Genomic DNA, 19,311 nt, shown 5'->3' on the forward strand with positions numbered 1-19,311 from the left:
GAACTCAATAGCTCAAGACTATTGCATCCACAGCCCACACAACGCCTCATCTGCCTCTTGCTGACCAATATCTAAATACTTTGCCAAATTACCGATATCGGCGTGCTTCGTGATCTGCTGCAACGTCCGCAGTGAATGTCCCTGGCGGTGCATCTTAGTCAGCAGCGATCGCCGAAAAGTATGGGTACTGACACCTTCTAGCGTTAGATCCTCACAAGCTTGTCGCAGCGCTTTGTCTGCCGCCTGAGTGGTAAGATGTCCGCCAAAGCGCCCTGGAAAGAGATAGCCTACGCTCGGCAGTGGTGTAGTTTTGAGAGCTTCAGCTAAGGGCGGCGTGATCACAACGCTGCGCGTTTGCCTAGTTTTGGTGTTTCTGGCGCGATAGGTGATGCGCCCTGCGGCAATGTCATCTACCTGTAACTGCACTACTTCCCCAACTCGTGCTGCCGTGTAGTAGCAAATTTGAAATAGTAGCCGATGGGGATGATTAAGATGCGTAAAGAGCGTCGCTAATTTTTCGTCATCTAGCACCGCCGCCTGACCATTGCGGTTTACTTTCGGCATGAGTTGGTCTTCTGTTCTTTTACCAACTGAATTTTAACCAGTTTTCAGGTATTTCAGCCTTTTTCCGTAGAAACCGCTAAAAAAATTGCTCACTAATAAGAATCACTCTCGTTAACAAAACTGAAGGCGATCGCTACAACCTACCGATTCATCAGTGCTAACGCTGTTAACAATGTTTACAAGTTTGGGAATACCAAAGTAGCGCTATCTACCGCAGGGCAAGCGTTAACACTGCTTAATACCAGTTGCAGCAGTTTCGCGGTAGCGATCGCCTGGTGCTGAAACGTTTCCAGCGCTAACTTTGACAGCGGCAGAGATTTTTGGAGCGGCAGGGGCGTAAGTAGGCAATCGCATCAATTCAGCCAACAGGCTGGTTACTATCAGAACAGAGCATCGCGTTTTCTAGACTCTGCAGGTACCCTCATGATTACGCTTCAGCTTCAGCAACTGGATGTTCCTTCAGGTCAACGGCTGCTCATTCGCAATCTAGACTGGCCACAATTTGAGCGTATTTTAGAAGAACTGGGTGATACTCGCGCCTCGCGGATTGCCTACAGTCACGGCACGTTAGAAATCAGAATGCCTTCTCCAGAGCACGAGGTTGATAAAGAGCTATTGGGCGATCTGGTTAAGATTCTGCTGGATGAGCTGGAAATTGACTGTGAGTGTTTTGGCTCTACGACCTTTAAGCAAGCCGCTATGGAGAGCGGCATTGAACCTGATCAGTGCTTTTATATTCAGCATCAGACACAAATGCGCGGTAAGCGGCGCATTGATCTGAGCATTGATCCGCCGCCAGATTTAGCTATCGAAGTAGATGTCACTTCCAAAACTCAGCTTGAGGCTTATGTAGCGCTGGGTGTCCCTGAACTTTGGCGCTATGAGAAAAATCGGCTGAATATCTACACGCTACAAGCCGGAGAATATCAGTTAGCCACTACTAGCCCTATTTTCCCAGACTTGCCAATTCTGGAGCTGGTGGCGGAAGTTTTTGAGCAGAGTCTTCAGAGCGGTAGAAGTCCTGCTTTACGAGCTTTTCGTAAGAAGATTCGCCAAATGATTGATTGAACGTTTCAAACTACCTAAAAAAACGCACAGCATTGATTTAGATCTGTGGGTGGTCGCTAGCTACGTTTGTTCTGGGGAAGATTGTGGCGTGGGGGCTGTTGGGCAACGGCGACGGTGGCTAGGGCAGCGAGGGCGATCGCGTAGGGGATTAGCCCTTTCATTTCGGTAGTTGGTGAAAAGCTCTATTGGAAAGTACCCACAAATCTTATCTACAACCTCTTCTGAGTAAGTTATCTAAAGTAGAAAGAACAAGCCTATTCAATAAAAATCTGTCTTATCCTTTAAATTTTAAGCAATATCGATGTTGTCAAATTTCTTGCCTTTTATCTCAAAAGCTTTAGGAAAAATATTGACAGCCTCGCAACAGCTTCTGCATTCAATGTGCATTCAACCAGAGGCTTTAAACATGAAACACTTTCTCAGGTTCTGTCGTTTCAATAAGAACAAAGCTGCCACCGTGAAGCTCAAGTCCGGGATGTCAGCCATACACAATCACCAGAATACCTGCGATCAAGAACTAAAGACAAAGTCCCAACTTTACTTTCCTATTTGGCAGGTCACCTTTCCCTTGTGTGTTTTCAGTATCTTCGCAGTGTCCTGCTGGACTGCAATCAAGTTAGAAAATGGCTCATTGATAATGCAAGTAGATTTTCAAAAAAATAGTTCCGCTATTAAGGTGAACATAAATAAACACAATTCATCCTTAAGCAACTCGGATTGAAGTCTTAATGAAAGACCATCACCGCACGCTAACCACCACCCACTGATCGCTCAAGTGCAACACCACCACATCCAACAGATGCAACCCTAGCGTCAGCGTATCGCCTACTAGTTCTGCCGTCTCATACCGCCTTCCCGGTGGCTATAGCGTGATGCCCTCCGGGTAGTTCACCGTCAGCGCCCTAGAAAGGTAGAATCGCTTACGAGCATAGGGTTGGCAGAGTCTCACCAGAAGTATCACGGCGTGAGTGAGGGCAAGCATAATGTAGACAAGTATCCAAGAAATTTTTACGGTCAGAAGACCCCTATCAGATTGCAACCGCAGTCAAAAGTAATGGTCACTGTCTTTAGGCTTGGCGGATTACTTTACTTGATTTACACCCGCGACCATCAGCCTCCTCATATCCATGTCAAGCCCAGCCCCATGAAGCCCGAATGGGAACTTAGAATTTATCTTGGTAAACGAGCAGATGGCAGTAAAGACAACTACGGCAAATCCTTTGGTGATACCGAGATTCTGTCAGGCAAAATCAAGGCATCTAAGATACAAGAATATGTTGAGCTATTAGCCCAGAACGTTGAACAAGCCTGGGAAGTTTGGAGTTCAATCTACGGAAACGATTAATGAAGACAATCCTTACCTCTCATGACGCATTAATATCAGCCCCTGAAGCTACGCCTTCAGACCTAATATCTGCCTACTATGAAGCAGACACAGATGAAATTGTAGTGAGCTTCAGAGATGGTAAGGTAACTCGAATATCAACCTCGGAGTTTGAAGAACTGGCCGAAGCAACTGCTGCTGACTATCAATTACTCGATGGCACTCGCGCCGGGGTTACATGCATCACTGAAACTGTAGATTTTGCTGTAGCTGCTACCTGGTGGCGCGAACTAGCTAAGTAGTAACTCTTCTCAATGGCCTTGTCGCCCTATGAACTTCGCGAGGATGGCCGAAGCCTTTGTGGGTAGGAAAGCGATGCTCAATCACAGCCTATTCAGCATCACTCATATCGCTTGGATACAGCTTTCGTGTGGTGTTGGCGGCTTCAGGGAGGCGACTCATGGCCGTGCAATAGTCAGGACACATCCAATCTAAGGAGCAGATCTCTATAAGGGCTGCATCCCTTTAGACTCTCTTTAGAAATCAACTCTTAGGGATTTTTCTTACCTATCTTAGATGCCTTGCACTATGGAGCCAAGGGCAGCATCTGCTGAGAGCAGCTTCTGCTGATTTAGAAAAATTTTTGTTGCGGTAAGCATGTAGACACCTTGCTGTCATATGATCATTTGACCGATAGATGACTTGGAGAGGAATTGATGACTACAGAAGCACTAGTAGAGAAACGACGCGACCAAATGGTTAGGATGCGACCTTCTCTCAAGAAGAAAGCCCAAATAGAAGCCGTGCATCGCGAATGCAAGCTGAGCGACATCATTGAAGAAGCACTGAACTTGTACTTTGCGCAGAAAGAGTGCTTATGAACATCCTTTTGAGTAATAGATGCTTGTAAGGGTAACAGTAAGGAGGTCTAGCTTATTTCAGATTGAATTTGCTCCAAAACAAAGATTCCACCGGACAGGAACTCCGAGGGAATCTAAAGACCTTTCTGATGGTGCGGCATCGAAACCTGGCAAGGAATTAGAACCACACCACTAAAGCAGCACACCCACAAACCTTCGTTTGTAGAAACCACCTATCTTCAGAGGTCATCACAATCATGACTATTCACAATCATGACTATTATGACGCAAAACTGTGTGGAGGCAACTCCGCAAAAAGGCCCTATTGTTGAAAGAACTCGATACTATCAGCTCACTTCAGAAACAGCTTGGAAACTACGCCAAGCCGATCTAACCCGCTCAGAATGGGAGTTGTGGAGCTATCTAGTAACGCTCGATCCCTTTGGCGATCGCTATAACCAGCTACCAGCGTTAGTTGAAGTCTTAGCTGCGGTAGACATCTCAAAAGCAACGTTTTACCGGGCGATCGCCAAGCTGCAAGAGCATGGCCTGTTCGACTTTCAAGTTGCAGATGTCAAGTTTCGCAATTTACTCGGACGAGAGAATAGTCTCAAAAATGCGACTCCAATCTCAAAAATGAGAAAACTTTCGCAGAACTGAGACTCGATTCTCAAAACTGCGAAAAGCGATCGCCAGAACCCCCACAGGCTGAAGGTTCTGGATCGCCTCATACTCTTCATACATTTCATACTGATCCAGACACTTCAAACCAGGAACAATCTGGTGTGTGTCTCAAAAAAGAAAATCAAAAAGCCAAAAACAACGATCAAGAAGATGTTGCTGAGCAGCAATGGCCAGTCGAGTTAGAACCAGCAGAAAACGATCAAAATGAAGCTGCAACAAGGCAAAAATCTACCTCTAAGACACTTGATGAGCGCGATGAAATTCTCCAACGAGCGAAAAAACTAGGCGTTAGACTCGAAGACCGGAAGTTAGCGAAGGCGATCGCTGCTCACCCCAGTCGCCTTGAAACGGCAGTGACAGCGCTAGTAGAGAAGACTGAAACGGTACGATATCCAACCCGCTTTCTTGAGCGAGCCATCTTGGAGGCTTGGGAGCCAGAGCGTAAGCAAAACCTAAAGTTTAGCCAGTGGTTTGATGAGGCCAAGCAGCATGGCTGTGAGGTGCTGGGGGGTCAGATGATCGATGATGTGCAGTGGGTTTATGCCTCAGATGGACAGCCGTATCGCTGGCATGAGCTAAATGGCTTGCCTTGGGATGAGCTAAGAGCCAAGCTGAACCCGGTTCCGATAGATCTGCCAACACCACCCCGCTCAAAGGTAATTTTCAGTCAGCCTGAATTGGCTCAGGAAGTGTTTGAGGTTGATCTATATGACCTTTCCCCCTTGCTGGTTGCCTTAGATGTCGAAATAGCCCGTTTAGGCTGGTCTGAAGCGCTGCTGTCAGACCACCTGTATCAGTGGTTTCTCAAGCGAGAGCGATCGCTTTTAACAGATGATCAGCTTCATGAACTGCTAGAGCTTTTGCAGGAAATGGTGATTCCTGCGGAGGTAGCGTAATGGCAGGGTTGCGAGGGCTGCAGTTAGCGGTATTGCCAGAAGTTGAACCTTACGAAATCGAGAATCCTTGCCCACTGTTGACTGAGGTTAACGTGGGTGAGCGCTGCCAGTTTTACGGGCGCATAGGAACGCTGGCATCTTACGAGTCAGGCTATGTGGTGTTTTGCTCGGAAGACCAGCTACAGCTTTTTAACCGCCGAGTAGCTGAGGGCTTACAAGAGTCTCCCCCAGAACAGTCTGCTCAGCGATCGCCCAAGCGACGGCATAGCCCTAAAGGTCAAGCCTCTGGCTGGCTGGAGGAGCGCGTCGGCAACAAGAAGCGAAAGAATCCCACCACCAGCTACTACTACTGCTGGGATGAGGTGATTCAACCTGGAGAAACGCGGCGGCAGAAGGTGTATGTCAAAGTGCGAAAGATGATGAGACTCAGGCAAATGATTGATGAGCGGCGATCGGTTCACGAGATTTTAGCGTTTTTGGATGGGTGAGCGTGAGGGCGATCGCTACTGTGTTCTGGGGGAGATGAGGGGATGGCGAATGAGGAGCATTTAGCAATTCTGAAGCAGGGTGTTGAGGTTTGGAATCAGTGGCGAGAACAACATCTACAGATAGTGCCCGATCTTCGTGATGCAGTAAGCTTGTGCCAATCGAGAAACCGTTACCAGGTCTGCCGGATATATCTGCATTTATCAGAACAATGGGGCGTATCCTCACGAAGAGGTAACAGCCATGTGGCGCTTCCTTCAACAATTTATTCGTGCTCGTGGCACCTCCTGTGGCAGTAGAGGTTGCCAGCTACGGCAATACACAAACTCGCCAGCCGATGGCTACCTCGGTGGCAGCGGCCACTGCTAATAATGAAGCTGTCATAGCCGAGTACCAGCAGCTCTTAGCCGAGTACCGTCAACAGCTAGCGGCTCAGCGTCAGCAGATCGAAGCACTGCAAAGCATCATCCAAACCCTGGCCGAGAAAGAAGCCGTCAAGTATGACCTGCGGGGTGCCCAGTTCGGCGGTGGCTTTGCTGAAACGGTGCAGGGTAACCAGGTTGGGGGTGTGGTGAAGTAAGGAGAGCAGGCGATCGCTCAAATCTAATCTAAATGCGCCGTAAGGTGTGACATGGTTCTACAAGAGCGGTGTCAACGGCCGTAGGTCCTCTGTCTGCATCTGCGCCCACTATTGCGGCTCACTAAGCACGCGCTGGATCATCAAGGTGTTGACGTATACCAGACTAATTTGCAGCAGATGCAATGCCAGAGCTGCTAGCTCTTGGTGGTCACGCCGATTGTTGGCAAACTCGCCACTGCGCCCGTAGAAGATAAAGTCATTCGCCCCGTTCCAGCGCTCCACCACATTCAGCCCCTCCTGAATCTCCTACGGAATGCAAATAACGACAGAAGAAGATCGTTTTGACGGCTCTACCCAGTTCTGCCAAGGTGCTGCTGCTGCCTAAGCTATCCCAGGAGGAGCGGCTGATTGTTGTTGCAACGTTGCAAGCCAGTTAAAGGATCGCAAAGGTAAGCTTCCGGTTTTGGCACTCAGAGCCTTTGTCATTTACCGCTTTTGGCTTTAATCAATCCTAGACTGACACAACAGTCAATAAAGACTACCGCTGACTGCCAAATCAGCAGCGCTTGGAGCGGCTCAGAAAATCGCTGAAAAAAATTGCGCAGAGGGCAAAAGGGCAAAGGGCAAAGGGCTATGTCCTCGCGACGCCGCACACCACCCGCAGGCCAACGCCGCTGCCCCCGTCGTCAGGTGTGAGCCTGAAGCGGACCGCCGACCGGCAGTTCACAGGATTGCCGCCCCAGGAACCGCCCCGCAGTACTCGTTTTTCTTCAGCATCGTCATCATGAGCCAGCCAAGCACTACCATCCTCAGGAGATCCCTCATAGCTGTCATGCCACCAGTCCTGACACCACTCCCATACATTTCCGTGCATATCGTACAGGCCAAAAGCATTGGCGACGTCGAAGCTGCCTACGTCTGTTGTCTCTTCCCGAAACTCTCCATGAGGGCCATCACCATAAGCTCCAGAATAGGTTTTACCCTCATATTCCCAATCGGTGCCACGATAGTTAGCCAGGTTTGTAGTGATGGATTCGCCAAAGTGGAACGGAGTTGTTGTGCCAGCTCGACAGGCATATTCCCACTCGGCTTCTGAGGGCAGACGGTAAGGGCGACCCGTCGCCTTTTCTAGACGGCGGCAAAACTCAACTGCTTCTAGCCAGGAAACCTTCTCCACAGGCCGATTCTCTCCTTTGAAGTTGGATGGATCTGGATCTAGCTGATGCTCTATCTGAGGCTGTTTAGCGACTACGCGCCACTGAGCCTGGGTAATCGGATGCTTACCCATGAAGAAAGGCTGCGCAATCGTGACTAGGTGCTGAGGAGTTTCATTTGCATATCGGCCTTGCTCATGCTCTGGAGATCCCATCAAGAAGCTGCCAGGAGGGATATAGACCATATCTAGTGGAATTTGCCCCGCCTCTAGCGATAACCAGTCTTCAGAAAAGAACTGAGCCGTGCGATTGCGATAGGTGATGACGGGGTCGAGCTTAGCCGTTAGAGGTGCAGCCATAGAAGCCTCACTAAGGTAGGAAGAGTAGGCTGAGCAACCGTTCAGCTAAGCTTACCAGGCTACTCAACCCTGTTTTCTATTCGGATGCCGTCACTGCTATAGCGAGCTAGAATCAACCCTTCGAGCAGATCATAGAGACTGGTGACGATGCGATCGCCCAGCAAAAACTTATGCTCACGGGGTAGCTTGTTGAGAATAGGCACATACCACTTCACCAAGTCGTAGGTTTTCTGGATAATAGGCAGATCTCGTTTCATCGTTTTCATCCCAGAGAGCATTTGTACTATTTTTAACCGCGCCCAAGGGCAAAAGGGTAAAGGGTAAAGGGCTATGTCCTCGCGACGCCGCACACCACCCGCAGGCCAACGTCGTAGAGCCTGAGGCCAGGTGAGAACCTGCCGCGGCTCGCCGACCGACAGTTCCCAGGATCGTCGTCCCAGGAACCGCCCCGCAGTATACGGTATTTACTCTCGTCAGAGAATAACCAGGCACTCCCATCTGTAGGCGCTCCGTCATAATTATCATGCCAGTGATCTTGACACCATTCCCAGACATTGCCATGCATATTATGGAGGCCAAAGGCATTCGCTGGAAAGCTACCGACTTCTGTGGTCTGTTCTCGATATTGGCCTTTAGGCCCAGCACCATAAGCGTAGTTCCCGTCATAGTTAGCCAAATCTGTCGTAATCGTCTCCCCAAAATGGAACGGGGTAGTTGTTCCTGCACGACAGGCATATTCCCATTCAGCTTCGGAGGGAAGGCGGTAGTCTCGCCCTGTGTGCTGGCTAAGTCGGGCACAAAACTCCACTGCGTCATACCAAGTTATAGTCTCTACCGGGCAGTTATCTCCTTTGAAACTTGATGGATCTGAAGCTAACTCATGCCCTACTTGTGGCAGTGCAGCCACGACCCGCCACTGAGCCTGGGTAATTGGGTATTTAGCCATTAAGAAAGATGCCGCAAAGGTAACCTCATGTTGTGGGCCTTCGTCGTCTGAGCGGCCTTTCTCTGTCTCAGGAGATCCCATCACAAACGAACCCGCCGGAACTAGCACCATCTCTAGCACAACTCCCTGCCCTAGGTCTTCGATCAGTTGCTGCCCCTGTCTTTGCTGTCGCTGCAGGGTGAGCTGAGGCCGAATTGCCCAGTCGGTTAGCACTGACTTGAGTACTGACTTATTGACTTTTGCCCCCAGGATTGTGGATAAGAGACGCCAAAGTGGAGCGGCAATTTCTTGCTTCAATTCCCCTGGTGAATAAGCCGGTAGGTGAGCGGCAATTTCGTTATAAGTTTCACCGTTCCAAGCTCCCTGCAAAAAGGCAATTTGGATCTCATCTAAAGACACCTCTGCCCGCTCTACCATCTGTCGTTGCAGTTCCGGCAAAATGGAAGCAAAATCATCAGTCCGTAGCCGAGCGGGCTGCAACTGCAGTGAAACGGTTTCAAACGCAAAGTCATGGAGTTCATACGTCGGTAGATTGGGCTGTGAGTCTGGTGATGGCTCTACTCCCGGCGCAAGCTCAAGGATGGCTTCTCTGAAGGTAAAGGTTTGCAGTAGCGGAAACAGGTCATTGGGATTAGGTACTGGCAGTGGTGGCGGCACTTTTGGCGCAGTCGCTAATTGCTCTGCGATCGCGGCATACTCTCCCCCCATGCGCTCTAGAGTCTGGGCCGCAACTTTAGCAAAAGGAATCACGATGTCTTCTGCTTCCGGATCGCCCTGAAAATCGAGTCTCAGCAGAGCCTCAAAGTTTTTAGTGCTGAGGTTCAAGCGATCGGCAATGTAGCGCGAGACTGCATCCAGCACTGATTCAGTCTCGCGTTTGGAAACCACATCAGACACGACATTTCTCACCCCATCGGCAAAGTCATATTGCAATGGTGTCGTCTTCGTATCTTCAGCGCCTGAAGCCGGTTGTACCTCCATTAACCCCCCCATGTATACCTCAGCCACATGCACCGGCTCTGCCTTGGGCAACAACGTCTGTCGAATCAAATTGACAATCGGTGGACTCACAGGCGCAGCCGACATTAACCCTGCCAATCGCTGCGCCATCAATGATGCTGTTGTCCAAAATCGCTGCACCCGTTCCTGTGGCGAGGGTTCGCTCTCCTCCACCTCCGGCCCTCCGGCCTTCTCTTCTTTACTTAAATCAAACTGCAACCCTACGGCTCGACTTTCTCCACTGCCCGCGACCAGCTTGGCCCACTGCTTCATCGGCTCAGCCTCTAAAGGCACCACAGGCACCGTCATTGGCTTAACCGGTTTGGCTATCAACTGCTGCAATAGCGCTATGCGATACTGAGTGGTCAAGTTGGCGGTCACAGTTCCCCGTTCCACCGTTTTCAGCCATACAGGTGTTCCCTGCCCTAATGCGGTCTGTGACCATAGTCGCTCTGGCAATAACTGCACCACAGCTGTAGGGGCCTGCCGACCATAGGTTTCTAGCCAGGACAGCAGTTTGCCTGTGTACCACACCTCGGACGTACAGTCACTGAGCAGCAGGATTAACCGCCGTCGGGCTGGATCCCATAGCTGTTTAGCCTGTCGGGGGCGTTGCCGGTATACCGGATCACGCCAGTTGGGAAATAGCTTCAAGGGCTGATCCGTTTCTGCCTGTAACCGCCAGGTTGTTACGCGACGGAAGGCTCCCTGTCGCTCCAGCAACGTTTGAAACTCTTCAATCGTCTCTTCCCACAGCGGCAGCGATCGCATGTCCTCAACCACCAGTGCTACATCCAGCCAACGCTCGGGGGCAGGCTTAAGCACCGGCGACCAAGTCCGCTGATCGGCAATTCGCTCGACGGTAGCCGCTTCATCAAATTCCAGCCGTCCTGGAGACGATACCGTTTGCCGCAGAGGTCGTAGCGATCGAGCTAGCTCTAGGCGAATTCTCAAGGCTGGCGCAGCAGGGGCTTTAATCGGGATTCCCGAATCTGATGATTGCCCCCCTGTTTGTTTCTGGGACGGCTGCTTGGGCAATGAAAGCTGAGCAACGGGGTCTGCTGCTTCCGTCTCGTCAGCCTCAATGAATTCTTCGCGGATATTGGTCTGATTGGTTGCGGAGGTTGGTTGGTTTTGCTGGCTGGGGCCAGCCGCTAGATCTCCCATGTGCCCCGCTAGCCACAAGGCATCAGCCACATCCTCAACGCCGAAGTCGACCCCTGCCCTAGTTAACAGCGTCGCTAGACCATCAATGTCTTCGACCTTGGGGTTACCGGGCCTCATGCATCCTCGGTGCTGGAGAGATACTTCATCAGAGCCTTCACTAACTTGTCTTTGGTCTTTTGCTCGGGTACACGCTCCCGCGTCACAAAATAAATGGCATTGAGTAGTTGGTCTGTAGAGAGGTCACCGTTCTTGCTGCGATCGCAGAACTGTTTAATCAGTGCCTCGGCCTCAGCGACTTTGGCTTTATCGTTCAAGTCATCTTGCAAGTGAGCCTCCACAATTTTCTTGAGGCGATCGGGCTTAGGCTCACCCATGTTTAGTCGTAGACAACGGCGAAGAAAGGCCGGGGGAAAATCTCGCTCACCATTGCTGGTCATCACCACAAAGGGAAATGCTCCACACCGAAAGCGTCCCGTGTCGGTTTCTTGCCATTGCAATTCATCCGACTCAGTATAGGCCGTGCGAACTTTGGCTTTTTGTTTTTTCTGCTTTAACTCTTCCGCTAAGCGGACAATTTCAGGAATTTCAAATTCCCCATCCTCAAAGAGGTGTAGCAGGTCATTGGGCAGGTCGATATCGCTTTTATCGATCTCATCAATCAGCAATACCCGAGGGCGTTTAGGATGATCCGTCGGCAACAGAGCCGTCCCTAATGGCCCTAGGGTAATGTAACTACCAATATCCTTCTCACGCTTTAACTGAGAATCCTGCAAACGGGCAATCGCATCGTAGCTATAGAGGCCGTCTTTGCGCGTGGTGCGGGTCGTGATCGGCCAGTAGAGCACTTCGCCCAGATTCAGCTCATAAGCTACCGCATAGGCCAAAGACGTCTTACCAGTCCCCGGCTTTCCCGTCACTAGCAACGGTCGCCGCAGATAGAGCGCAGCATTGACCATGTCCTTTTCGTCTTCCGTAGCCTGAAAGGTCGCTCCGCGCTGCTGTTTCTTTAGATTCGCAACCGTTTCCTCAGCCGCCGCTTGAGTACCAAAAGGTCGCCAACTTGGAGGATCTGGTAATCGCCCGGTGATGTAATCTCGATCCTCGTGTGGGGTGCGGTTCCCCTGAAAAATTCGCCAAGTCGAATCTGTCATGATTGCGGCATTCCAAGCGTCTTCTGTGTACTAGGCGGAATCAGAGCGGGGTCTTCCCACAAAAAGGACAAATGGTGACCAATATGCTTGTTTTCTTCACAGTCGAGAGCCTCTAAGCGCACCTTTTTGACCTTCTCCGGCAACGTAGCAATCTTACAGGTGAGCAACTTATCTAGGTCAGTGACGGCACAAATCTCTTCAGTAAATTGGTCATGCCGTAGCCAAACTGCAGCCGGAGTACCCGTCGCAATCAATGCACCGAATACTTTTGGATACTGGCTATCCTCATAAACCACTGAGGCTTTTAGACCGACGATGGTCGGTTGATTTAGCTGCACAACTAAGTCTGGTTCTATCGCAAGACCATCTCCCAGCACAAACGAATGGCAAATATTATTAGTCATCGACAGCAAAGTTTTCCATTTCCCGTTCCAAGGCTCTCTGAACAGTTTCAAGATTTCAGGATTTAGTCTTTCTGCAATGCGAACAACGCAGCAGAAGCGGGTTCCAAGCCGATCCAATGTACTCGGTAAGAAGGAGAACTGCTCCCGCTTCATAAAGGGCCAGCGATCGCATGCCTCAGGCAACCAAGCTAGTGGCAGGATCAGATGCAGCATTAAACTCGTCGGCAACTTATCAAGTGCCTCATCCAAACAGGCTTGCACCAAGCTGGGTAAGGAATCCAACGTCACTTTTTCTAAAAAGGGAGCTTTACCAGGCGCTTCTATTCGTTCACTCCCTTTACCCGTTCGTACACTATATTGGCTGGCATCTTGAATAAAAAGAGCTGAGACTGAACGCGCTTCACTCGACTCATCTTGAACATAAATGAGTAGATGGGATAGGATATCGGCTTCTTCAACTACTTGATGTTCTTTGTAGAGTGCCTTAGCGCGATTCAGTAAATCTTGCCATTGTTCAGTAACCCGTCGCTGCACCCACCCTTGCAGCTTCTCCCGCAGCTCTGCCTCTGGATTTAACTCCGATAGGCTCAATATGGCAACAAATCGATCTATCGCTTCAAATTGATCGTCACCACGCATCGCCTCTTGCAGCACTTGAAGCAGCTCTGGCAGTTCCCCTGGAATTTCTCGGCCAGATGGATAGGCCAGCCGATAAGCAATCTTGATGGCCTTAGCCAGCGTCTCTTCATGACTCCGCAAAAGCGCTAGCAGATAACAACTATCTAATTCTCGTTGCACAGCGATCAGTGTTTTTGCTGGCACCATAAAGCCAATCTTGGCTTCAGGCTGCTCTCTCTCCCGCGCCACGACCATTCCAACCACAGCAGAGACGACTTCATCCCATACGGACGCTCCACTGAAACCAGGCAAAATAGCAGTCCCCTGAACCTTGGTATCTTCTAGCTGCACCAAACCATTGGGTAGATCCTGCCGAAGCTGCCCATAAGACGTAATACCTTTTGGGTGACTTTTAGGAAATCCTAATACCCAGTAAGGGCTATGTAATTGATAACCGACTAACAATTTGACAGGATGAACCCCCACAGGCAGAGGATCTAAGATACTGAGTCCAGCAATATCTTGATCCAGAGCCTCTTCATCTTTGACATATCGATAGAGCAAAACTTTGGCAACCAGCTTTTGCCTCAGCGAAATGTAGGGAAAATTGATCTTTATCGCTTCTCCAATAGCAGAGTCCTCTGCTTTAAGCACTAAGGCATCTCTGATGACATGAGCACAGGTGAGTATGTATCCACCCTCAACTAGAAAACCAGCGCCGATGACCCTGTTTCCTCTATAGATGCGAACAATTGCGTTTTTAAAAGCTGGATTGAGAGCTGCTGTGTTCTCACTCATGAAAATTGTTCAGCTATTTTCCCTGCCACTTCAGCGTGACCTCAAAGTTGACGCTGCCGCCTACGGTTGAAAGAATCACGCCGGATTCTACGCTAAGGTCGAGGCCGAATTTTACCTCCACCTCATCAGCAGGAGTTGTCAAACCGGCTTTAAGGCTAGACATTACTGCTGAAGCGATTGAAGGGATCTTGCCCAATGCCGACTCGATAGTTTTCTCAGTTTTATACAGCGTCTCATCTAGCACTGAGACTTCTTCAACTGCGTCCTCATCCAGCGGCTGAGGGACTTCAACCCAGACAGCCGTACCGTCCTCTAACAAAAACTCGGCAAGTACTCTATCGTTTTTCATAGCGCTCAAGCAGACCGTAAAAACTCTGACATGTTTCCACCTTGATAGCACTCTGAGTCCAATAATGGCGACTAATGCAAGCCAGTACCAAAATCCAGCAAAGTTTGAATCATTTGAATCAAATATAGCGGTGAGCCGAGAGCAGCCAGAACAGCGATCGCCACTCTTGCAAAAGCCTATCGCTGTAATAAAACTATTCATAATTCAGAAAAATTAGGCAATCGTCGCTGAGCGCTATACAGATCTGCAGACTCAGATTAGGCCACAAACTCAGCAAGCACACCACTCAACGCTGCTGAATGAAATTGCTGGTGTACTACAACACCTGTAAATCTGCTAGCGAGCCTGCCAGAGGATCGAATAGAATGACCCTACACACCCTGCAAGGAGGTGATGTCTACTGAAAGTCTTTGAACGCAAGTCCCTAAATACAAGAAAACGTTAGCTCAGCACCGGGAAGTGTAACGCTAACGCTCTTGCCTACTCCAGAAGCCATGTCCAAAAGGACAAGGGCACGGGATTTGTGTATTAAATTCTCATCACCATATTAGCGCCTGTGGATCTCCCCTGCAATAGTGCGCCTGTTTGTTGTGCCATTTTTTTTGAGCCATCACTAGATGGCTCAGATTTGCGGTAACTGAAACCCGTGTGATGAGAACGCTTCAGCTTAACGCCCCCCAAAGTTTAGATTTTTTTGAATAATGCACTTCGAGTTTCAGCAAGAATGCTGTGTCGGCTCTGCGATCGATAGCGGCCTATATCGAGCTGCCGTCAGCTTACATAGCGATTTAGAAATTGCCCCCGGCGGCGAACCTTACACCCCCATTCACAACGCTCTCGGCTGGCACTATAGCCGCTTTGGGCAGCAAACTCAGCCCCGTCTAGAAGGCGCTTTGTTCCTCAATGAAGATGGCTCCTGCTGGCAGGCAAAACTGCTAGCTCCCAAGGTTGATAAAAGGAAGACTATCAAGGCTCTTAAGCAAGAACTACAGCTAACTGACTGGGCAATCGCTTCTCAGTTCCAGCAACTCATCCAGCAACATCCCTATCTGGTCAAACGGCGCAAATACGAAACTCCCATTGGTAACGGCAGCAAGCCCTATTTGCCCACTATTCCAGCCCATATCAGGGAGTTAATTAATCAGCGTTACGGCGTCGAGGTACCGCTGTGCAGTTCCTTCTGGCAATGGTTAGCTCAACATCCGGAAATCGAAATCGTCATTACTGAAGGGGCAAAAAAAGCCCTCTCACTATTGTCTCAGGGTTACATAGCGATCGCCCTCTACGGCGTTAACGGTGGCTACCGCTCTACGGATTCTCTAGGTAATCCGATTGAGCGATCGCTAATTCCAGAGCTGCTACCCTTCTTGGTGGAGAATCGCCCTGTCATACTTGCCTTTGACCAAGATGCAGAAGTCAAAACACGACGAAAAGTTGTTCTCGCCCTTTCTCGCTTTGGCCGACTGTTACAAGAGCAAGGGGCTACCGTCAGAATTGCCCAGTGGGACGGAACTGTTGGTAAAGGGGTTGATGATCTGATTGTGACGGCTGGGGCTGAAGCCTTTGAGATCGCAGTCAATCAAGCCCTGTTGCTAGACGAATGGAAGCTCTGGCATGCGCTTGACAATCAGCTCACCCATAGAGCCGCTATTCGCCTCAACGTGCCAGATCTCTCAGCGCTAGACGTTGAATCTATCCCAATTGAAGGCGTTATTGCGATCGCAGCATCCAAAGGCAGCGGCAAGACCAAGCTAATCGCCCAAACAGTTGCAGGTGTAGAACGCTGCTTGGCAGGTGGCCACCGTATTGCCTTAATGCGAAATCTCTGCCAGCGATTGAATCTGGACTATCGGGGCGACTTGGACAAAGTCAAAGGCCAGTTTATCAGTGCTGCTGGCTATACATTGCGAGTCGGTACCTGTGTTGAATCACTACTTACGATCAATCCTGAGCAATTTGCGGGATGTGATCTGGTACTGGATGAGGTTGTGCAGGTGTTGCGATCGCTTCTCACCAGCTCCACCTGCAATAAAGACGGGCGCAGACCCGCCCTGCTAGCCCGGTTCCACCAGCTCATTCAGGTAGCAAAGCGCGTCATTCTAGCCGATGCTGACTTGAACGATGCTGCCATTAACTACATTGCAGAACTCAGAGGCGATCGCCAGAAGCCCTATTTGATTCGCAATGACTACAAATCCACAGGCTATCCAGTACGCTTCATTGAAGCCAAAGACGCCTCGGTGATTACGGCAGAGCTGCTAAAGGACATCCGAGCGGGGCAGCGCCTCTTCATTGCTACCGACAGCAAAGCAGGCTCTAAAAAGCTTGAACGGCTGGTTAGCCAGATTGAAGATTTAGGGCTGCACTGCCTAGTGCTGAACTCTGAAACCAGCGGGGGTGAGGTTGAGCAAGCCTTCATTCAGCAACCTAACGAAAATCTAGAAGGCATTGACGTGGTTATCGCCACACCTTCAATGGCAACGGGGGTTAGCCTTGAAACCGAACATTTCGATAAGGTCTATGGCCTGTTCTGGGGCGTTTCCTCAACTGATGCCGACATCAGCCAAGCCCTTAGCCGCGTGCGCTCACCCTTACCTCGCGTTGTTTGGTGTGCTGAGCAAGGCCGCAACTATAGCCGTCTCTCGCAGAATACCTCTCATTTCTTCCTGAAAAAGGTTCTGAAGGATAAGACTGATACCTCTACTTCTCTCATTCGTTCTAGCCTCCGAGAGGACATCACCGGAGCGATCGCTGCTTACGACTGGCAAAGTGACCCACATCTGAATCTGTGGGCACGATTTGAGGCGGAGCGTAATCGCTCAATGCTACATCTACGGCTAGCGCTGAAGGTGCGGCTACAGTGGGAAGGCAACCAGGTGCAGACGGTGGCAGCTGAGACGAACCAGGCTGCGAAGCTACTACTCAAAGAGGCTAAAGAGGCAATTAAAGCGATGGAAGCAGACGCGATCGCCAGTGCAAATAACCTCACCTACCTAGAATACGAAGCTTTAAAGACCAAAGAAACCCCCACACCTGAAGAACGACTAGCTGCTGTTAAATTTGCGATCGCTGACTTCTACTGCCTTCCCATCGAAGCAGTCACGGCTGAGCTAGTGATAGCTGACAATAACGGCAGACGACGGGGCGAGCTGCTGCAGTTAGAGTCACTGCTTTACCCTGATACCGCAGTCGGTGCGGATGCAGGCAAGCTGGAAAAACAAAGTCAGTGGCAGCAAGGGCTAACCCCCTGGGACATGAGCCACGCTGAACTAAAACGAAAGCTCAGAGCAGTTTTAGGCTTAGCCCAGTTTCTTAAGCCATCCCATGAATGGACACACTATGACCTTAAAGCTTTTGCAGACCAGGCCAGAGCGTTAGCTACCCAAATCAAGCTGGTACTTAACTTCACCATCCAGCCACAGATGAGTCCAATCCAAATTGCTCACCAGCTTCTATCCCAGCTCGGCATCAAGACTGAGTTCTGCTGGAGCCGCAGCGTAGCGGGCTATGAGGGTGAAAAGTTGAGGGTTTATCGGCTCAATGCTGCATACTGCCAAGAGCAGCTAGCAGTGCTGCAGAGACGGGCTGAAAGACGCCATCGCTTAGGGTCAAATCAATCTGGGTCTGTCGGATCGCCCCCAGTGGTATTAATTAAAGATTTACAGGGTGATCCGGTCGAACTGCTGGGTATAGGAGAGTTTTTTCCAGCAGAATCTAAACAGGAACGGGAAAAGCAAGAAGAAGGGACTTTTTTTGCTCAAGAGATGAGTGGTTGACGGCCTAGTTATCTTTCTATTGCAAACGCTTGGCTTGGTTAGTGCCCCAGGCGCGCTCTCCGCATCTAGGCGAGCAGCGTAGCGCTTCTGCTTGGTTCCAGTTTTTGTTTAGCAGGCTGATGGCTGCAAGCGGGAAATTTGTGGAGGCCAATTGCCGTTAGAGTGAAGAGTCTCTTTTGAGCAGTTCTCAATTCTGCCTATGTTCATTTGGTATTCGATGGGATAGCCCCTTCGCTCTAAAGCCGCAAAAGTGATTAGAACTGAATAGCCGCAAGCTCTCAAGTTAAGTGAAGATGCTAAAATCAAGCGCCCGTAGAAAAAGCTAACTATGCCAATTGATCCATACGAGCCTGAGCTAGCTAAACGCAAAACAGCGCTGAGCATTGCAGACAGACAGCTCAAGACCGCAATGAGCGAATTTCAAAACGCCTCTCACAATGCTAGCGCTCGCCCTAATAGCGATGTAAAGCAGCCATTAGAAAAAGTTTTGGTTGCGCTCAAAGACTACGCACAGACAGCCAAAGAGCTGACTGAGTGGATTGATCAAAAGCAGGGGGCAAAACAGCAGTAGAGCGATCGCCCTTCTACCCATAAAAAAAGCCCCAGCCAAAATGACTAGAGCCTTGATGCAGCGATGATTGATACAAGGAGCCGTGCATCAAGCTTGGGTGGCACGAAAGCCCCCGCTGATGAGTCAGAGCAGGGGCTGGGTGGTGCGTAAGTATAAGTGACGTAACGCTAGCCGATGGAACGATTAGAGGGCTTTGTTGTCTAGATGCTCTGAGCGGATCTGGTCGAACTTATCAGAGGACTTCTCCAGGTTGTCGCGGCGCAGTTGGTCAAACTTGGTTTCCTCTTTGTTGTCCAGATGCTCAGAACGTAACTGGTCAAACTTATCAGAAGATTTGTTGTCTAAATGCTCAGAACGAAGCTGGTCGAATTTGTCGGAAGACTTTTCTAAGTTGTCGCGGCGCAGTTGGTCGAACTTGGTTTCCTCTTTGTTATCCAAATGCTCTGAGCGGAGTTGATCAAACTTATCAGAAGACTTGTTATCGAGATGCTCTTGACGCGCTTGGTCGAGGCGGTTGGCTGAGTCTACGCTGATGGCTTGAGCCGGAGAGATAGCAG

At 50.0% G+C, this 19,311-nt stretch carries 17 protein-coding genes and 2 pseudogenes; 10 read left to right on the top strand and 9 right to left on the bottom strand.

Annotated features, from left to right (window positions below; all coding sequences use genetic code 11):
* Window positions 1-18 precede the first annotated feature (18 nt).
* The gene (locus ACTS3T_RS02200) at window positions 19-564 is read right to left on the bottom strand and encodes a tyrosine-type recombinase/integrase (RefSeq protein ID WP_377968029.1); all 546 of its coding nucleotides are present in this window, start codon (window positions 562-564) and stop codon (window positions 19-21) included.
* A gap of 423 nt (window positions 565-987) precedes the next feature.
* On the opposite strand from ACTS3T_RS02200, the gene ACTS3T_RS02205 reads away from it, so the two are divergent.
* The 8 genes from ACTS3T_RS02205 (at window position 988) to ACTS3T_RS02240 (ending at window position 6,462) form a co-directional block, all read left to right on the top strand.
* Window positions 988-1,632 (top strand): Uma2 family endonuclease, encoded by a 645-nt coding sequence (locus ACTS3T_RS02205; protein WP_377968028.1) that lies wholly within the window; start codon window positions 988-990, stop codon window positions 1,630-1,632.
* 934 nt (window positions 1,633-2,566) lie between these two features.
* On the top strand, window positions 2,567-2,977 hold the full coding sequence (locus tag ACTS3T_RS02210) for a hypothetical protein (protein WP_377968027.1): 411 nt from the start codon (window positions 2,567-2,569) through the stop codon (window positions 2,975-2,977).
* Window positions 2,977-3,258 (top strand): hypothetical protein, encoded by a 282-nt coding sequence (locus ACTS3T_RS02215; protein ID WP_377968026.1) that lies wholly within the window; start codon window positions 2,977-2,979, stop codon window positions 3,256-3,258. Before ACTS3T_RS02210 ends, ACTS3T_RS02215 begins: the two co-directional genes overlap by 1 nt.
* A 414-nt stretch (window positions 3,259-3,672) precedes the next feature.
* Window positions 3,673-3,837: a hypothetical protein gene (locus ACTS3T_RS02220; RefSeq protein ID WP_377968025.1), complete on the top strand. Its 165-nt coding sequence runs from the start codon at window positions 3,673-3,675 to the stop codon at window positions 3,835-3,837.
* A 252-nt stretch (window positions 3,838-4,089) separates the two neighbouring features.
* Window positions 4,090-4,476 (top strand): hypothetical protein, encoded by a 387-nt coding sequence (locus tag ACTS3T_RS02225; RefSeq protein WP_377968024.1) that lies wholly within the window; start codon window positions 4,090-4,092, stop codon window positions 4,474-4,476.
* Between the two features lie 125 nt (window positions 4,477-4,601).
* Complete coding sequence (locus ACTS3T_RS02230) at window positions 4,602-5,396, top strand: hypothetical protein (protein WP_377968023.1); 795 nt, start codon at window positions 4,602-4,604, stop codon at window positions 5,394-5,396.
* Window positions 5,396-5,884, top strand: a complete 489-nt coding sequence (locus ACTS3T_RS02235; RefSeq protein WP_377968022.1) for a hypothetical protein — start codon at window positions 5,396-5,398, stop codon at window positions 5,882-5,884. Before ACTS3T_RS02230 ends, ACTS3T_RS02235 begins: the two co-directional genes overlap by 1 nt.
* Before the next feature lie 275 nt (window positions 5,885-6,159).
* Window positions 6,160-6,462: a hypothetical protein gene (locus ACTS3T_RS02240; RefSeq protein WP_462934715.1), complete on the top strand. Its 303-nt coding sequence runs from the start codon at window positions 6,160-6,162 to the stop codon at window positions 6,460-6,462.
* A gap of 60 nt (window positions 6,463-6,522) precedes the next feature.
* Here the strand turns inward: ACTS3T_RS02240 and ACTS3T_RS02245 are convergent.
* The 7 genes and pseudogenes from ACTS3T_RS02245 to ACTS3T_RS02275 all read right to left on the bottom strand — a co-directional run.
* Window positions 6,523-6,829: pseudogene (locus ACTS3T_RS02245) on the bottom strand (Tn3 family transposase); the annotation flags it as partial.
* A 264-nt stretch (window positions 6,830-7,093) separates the two neighbouring features.
* Window positions 7,094-7,975, bottom strand: a complete 882-nt coding sequence (locus tag ACTS3T_RS02250; RefSeq protein ID WP_377968020.1) for a formylglycine-generating enzyme family protein — start codon at window positions 7,973-7,975, stop codon at window positions 7,094-7,096.
* An 89-nt stretch (window positions 7,976-8,064) separates the two neighbouring features.
* Window positions 8,065-8,232 (bottom strand): annotated as a pseudogene (locus ACTS3T_RS02255) (diversity-generating retroelement protein Avd); the annotation flags it as partial.
* A 71-nt stretch (window positions 8,233-8,303) separates the two neighbouring features.
* The gene (locus tag ACTS3T_RS02260; protein ID WP_377968019.1) at window positions 8,304-11,204 is read right to left on the bottom strand and encodes an SAV_2336 N-terminal domain-related protein; all 2,901 of its coding nucleotides are present in this window, start codon (window positions 11,202-11,204) and stop codon (window positions 8,304-8,306) included.
* Complete coding sequence (locus ACTS3T_RS02265; RefSeq protein ID WP_377968018.1) at window positions 11,201-12,238, bottom strand: AAA family ATPase; 1,038 nt, start codon at window positions 12,236-12,238, stop codon at window positions 11,201-11,203. Before ACTS3T_RS02265 ends, ACTS3T_RS02260 begins: the two co-directional genes overlap by 4 nt.
* On the bottom strand, window positions 12,235-14,058 hold the full coding sequence (locus ACTS3T_RS02270; RefSeq protein ID WP_377968017.1) for a VMAP-C domain-containing protein: 1,824 nt from the start codon (window positions 14,056-14,058) through the stop codon (window positions 12,235-12,237). The genes ACTS3T_RS02265 and ACTS3T_RS02270 overlap by 4 nt, the downstream gene beginning before the upstream one ends.
* A gap of 13 nt (window positions 14,059-14,071) precedes the next feature.
* Window positions 14,072-14,608, bottom strand: coding sequence for a CU044_2847 family protein (locus ACTS3T_RS02275; protein ID WP_377968016.1), 537 nt, complete (start codon window positions 14,606-14,608; stop codon window positions 14,072-14,074).
* Window positions 14,609-15,108: 500 nt separating this feature from the next.
* Between ACTS3T_RS02275 and ACTS3T_RS02280 the strand changes: the two genes are divergently transcribed.
* Window positions 15,109-18,183, top strand: a complete 3,075-nt coding sequence (locus ACTS3T_RS02280) for a plasmid replication protein, CyRepA1 family (protein ID WP_377968015.1) — start codon at window positions 15,109-15,111, stop codon at window positions 18,181-18,183.
* 328 nt (window positions 18,184-18,511) lie between these two features.
* On the top strand, window positions 18,512-18,754 hold the full coding sequence (locus ACTS3T_RS02285; RefSeq protein WP_377968014.1) for a hypothetical protein: 243 nt from the start codon (window positions 18,512-18,514) through the stop codon (window positions 18,752-18,754).
* Between the two features lie 183 nt (window positions 18,755-18,937).
* Here ACTS3T_RS02285 and ACTS3T_RS02290 read toward each other — a convergent pair.
* Window positions 18,938-19,311, bottom strand: a 374-nt coding sequence (locus ACTS3T_RS02290) for a hypothetical protein (RefSeq protein ID WP_462934716.1), incomplete at its 5' end; no start/stop codon positions are given.

It is taken from the genome of Almyronema sp. (assembly GCF_052168255.1).
GTDB classification, from domain to species: Bacteria; Cyanobacteriota; Cyanobacteriia; order Phormidesmidales; family Phormidesmidaceae; genus Sphaerothrix; species Sphaerothrix epifaneia.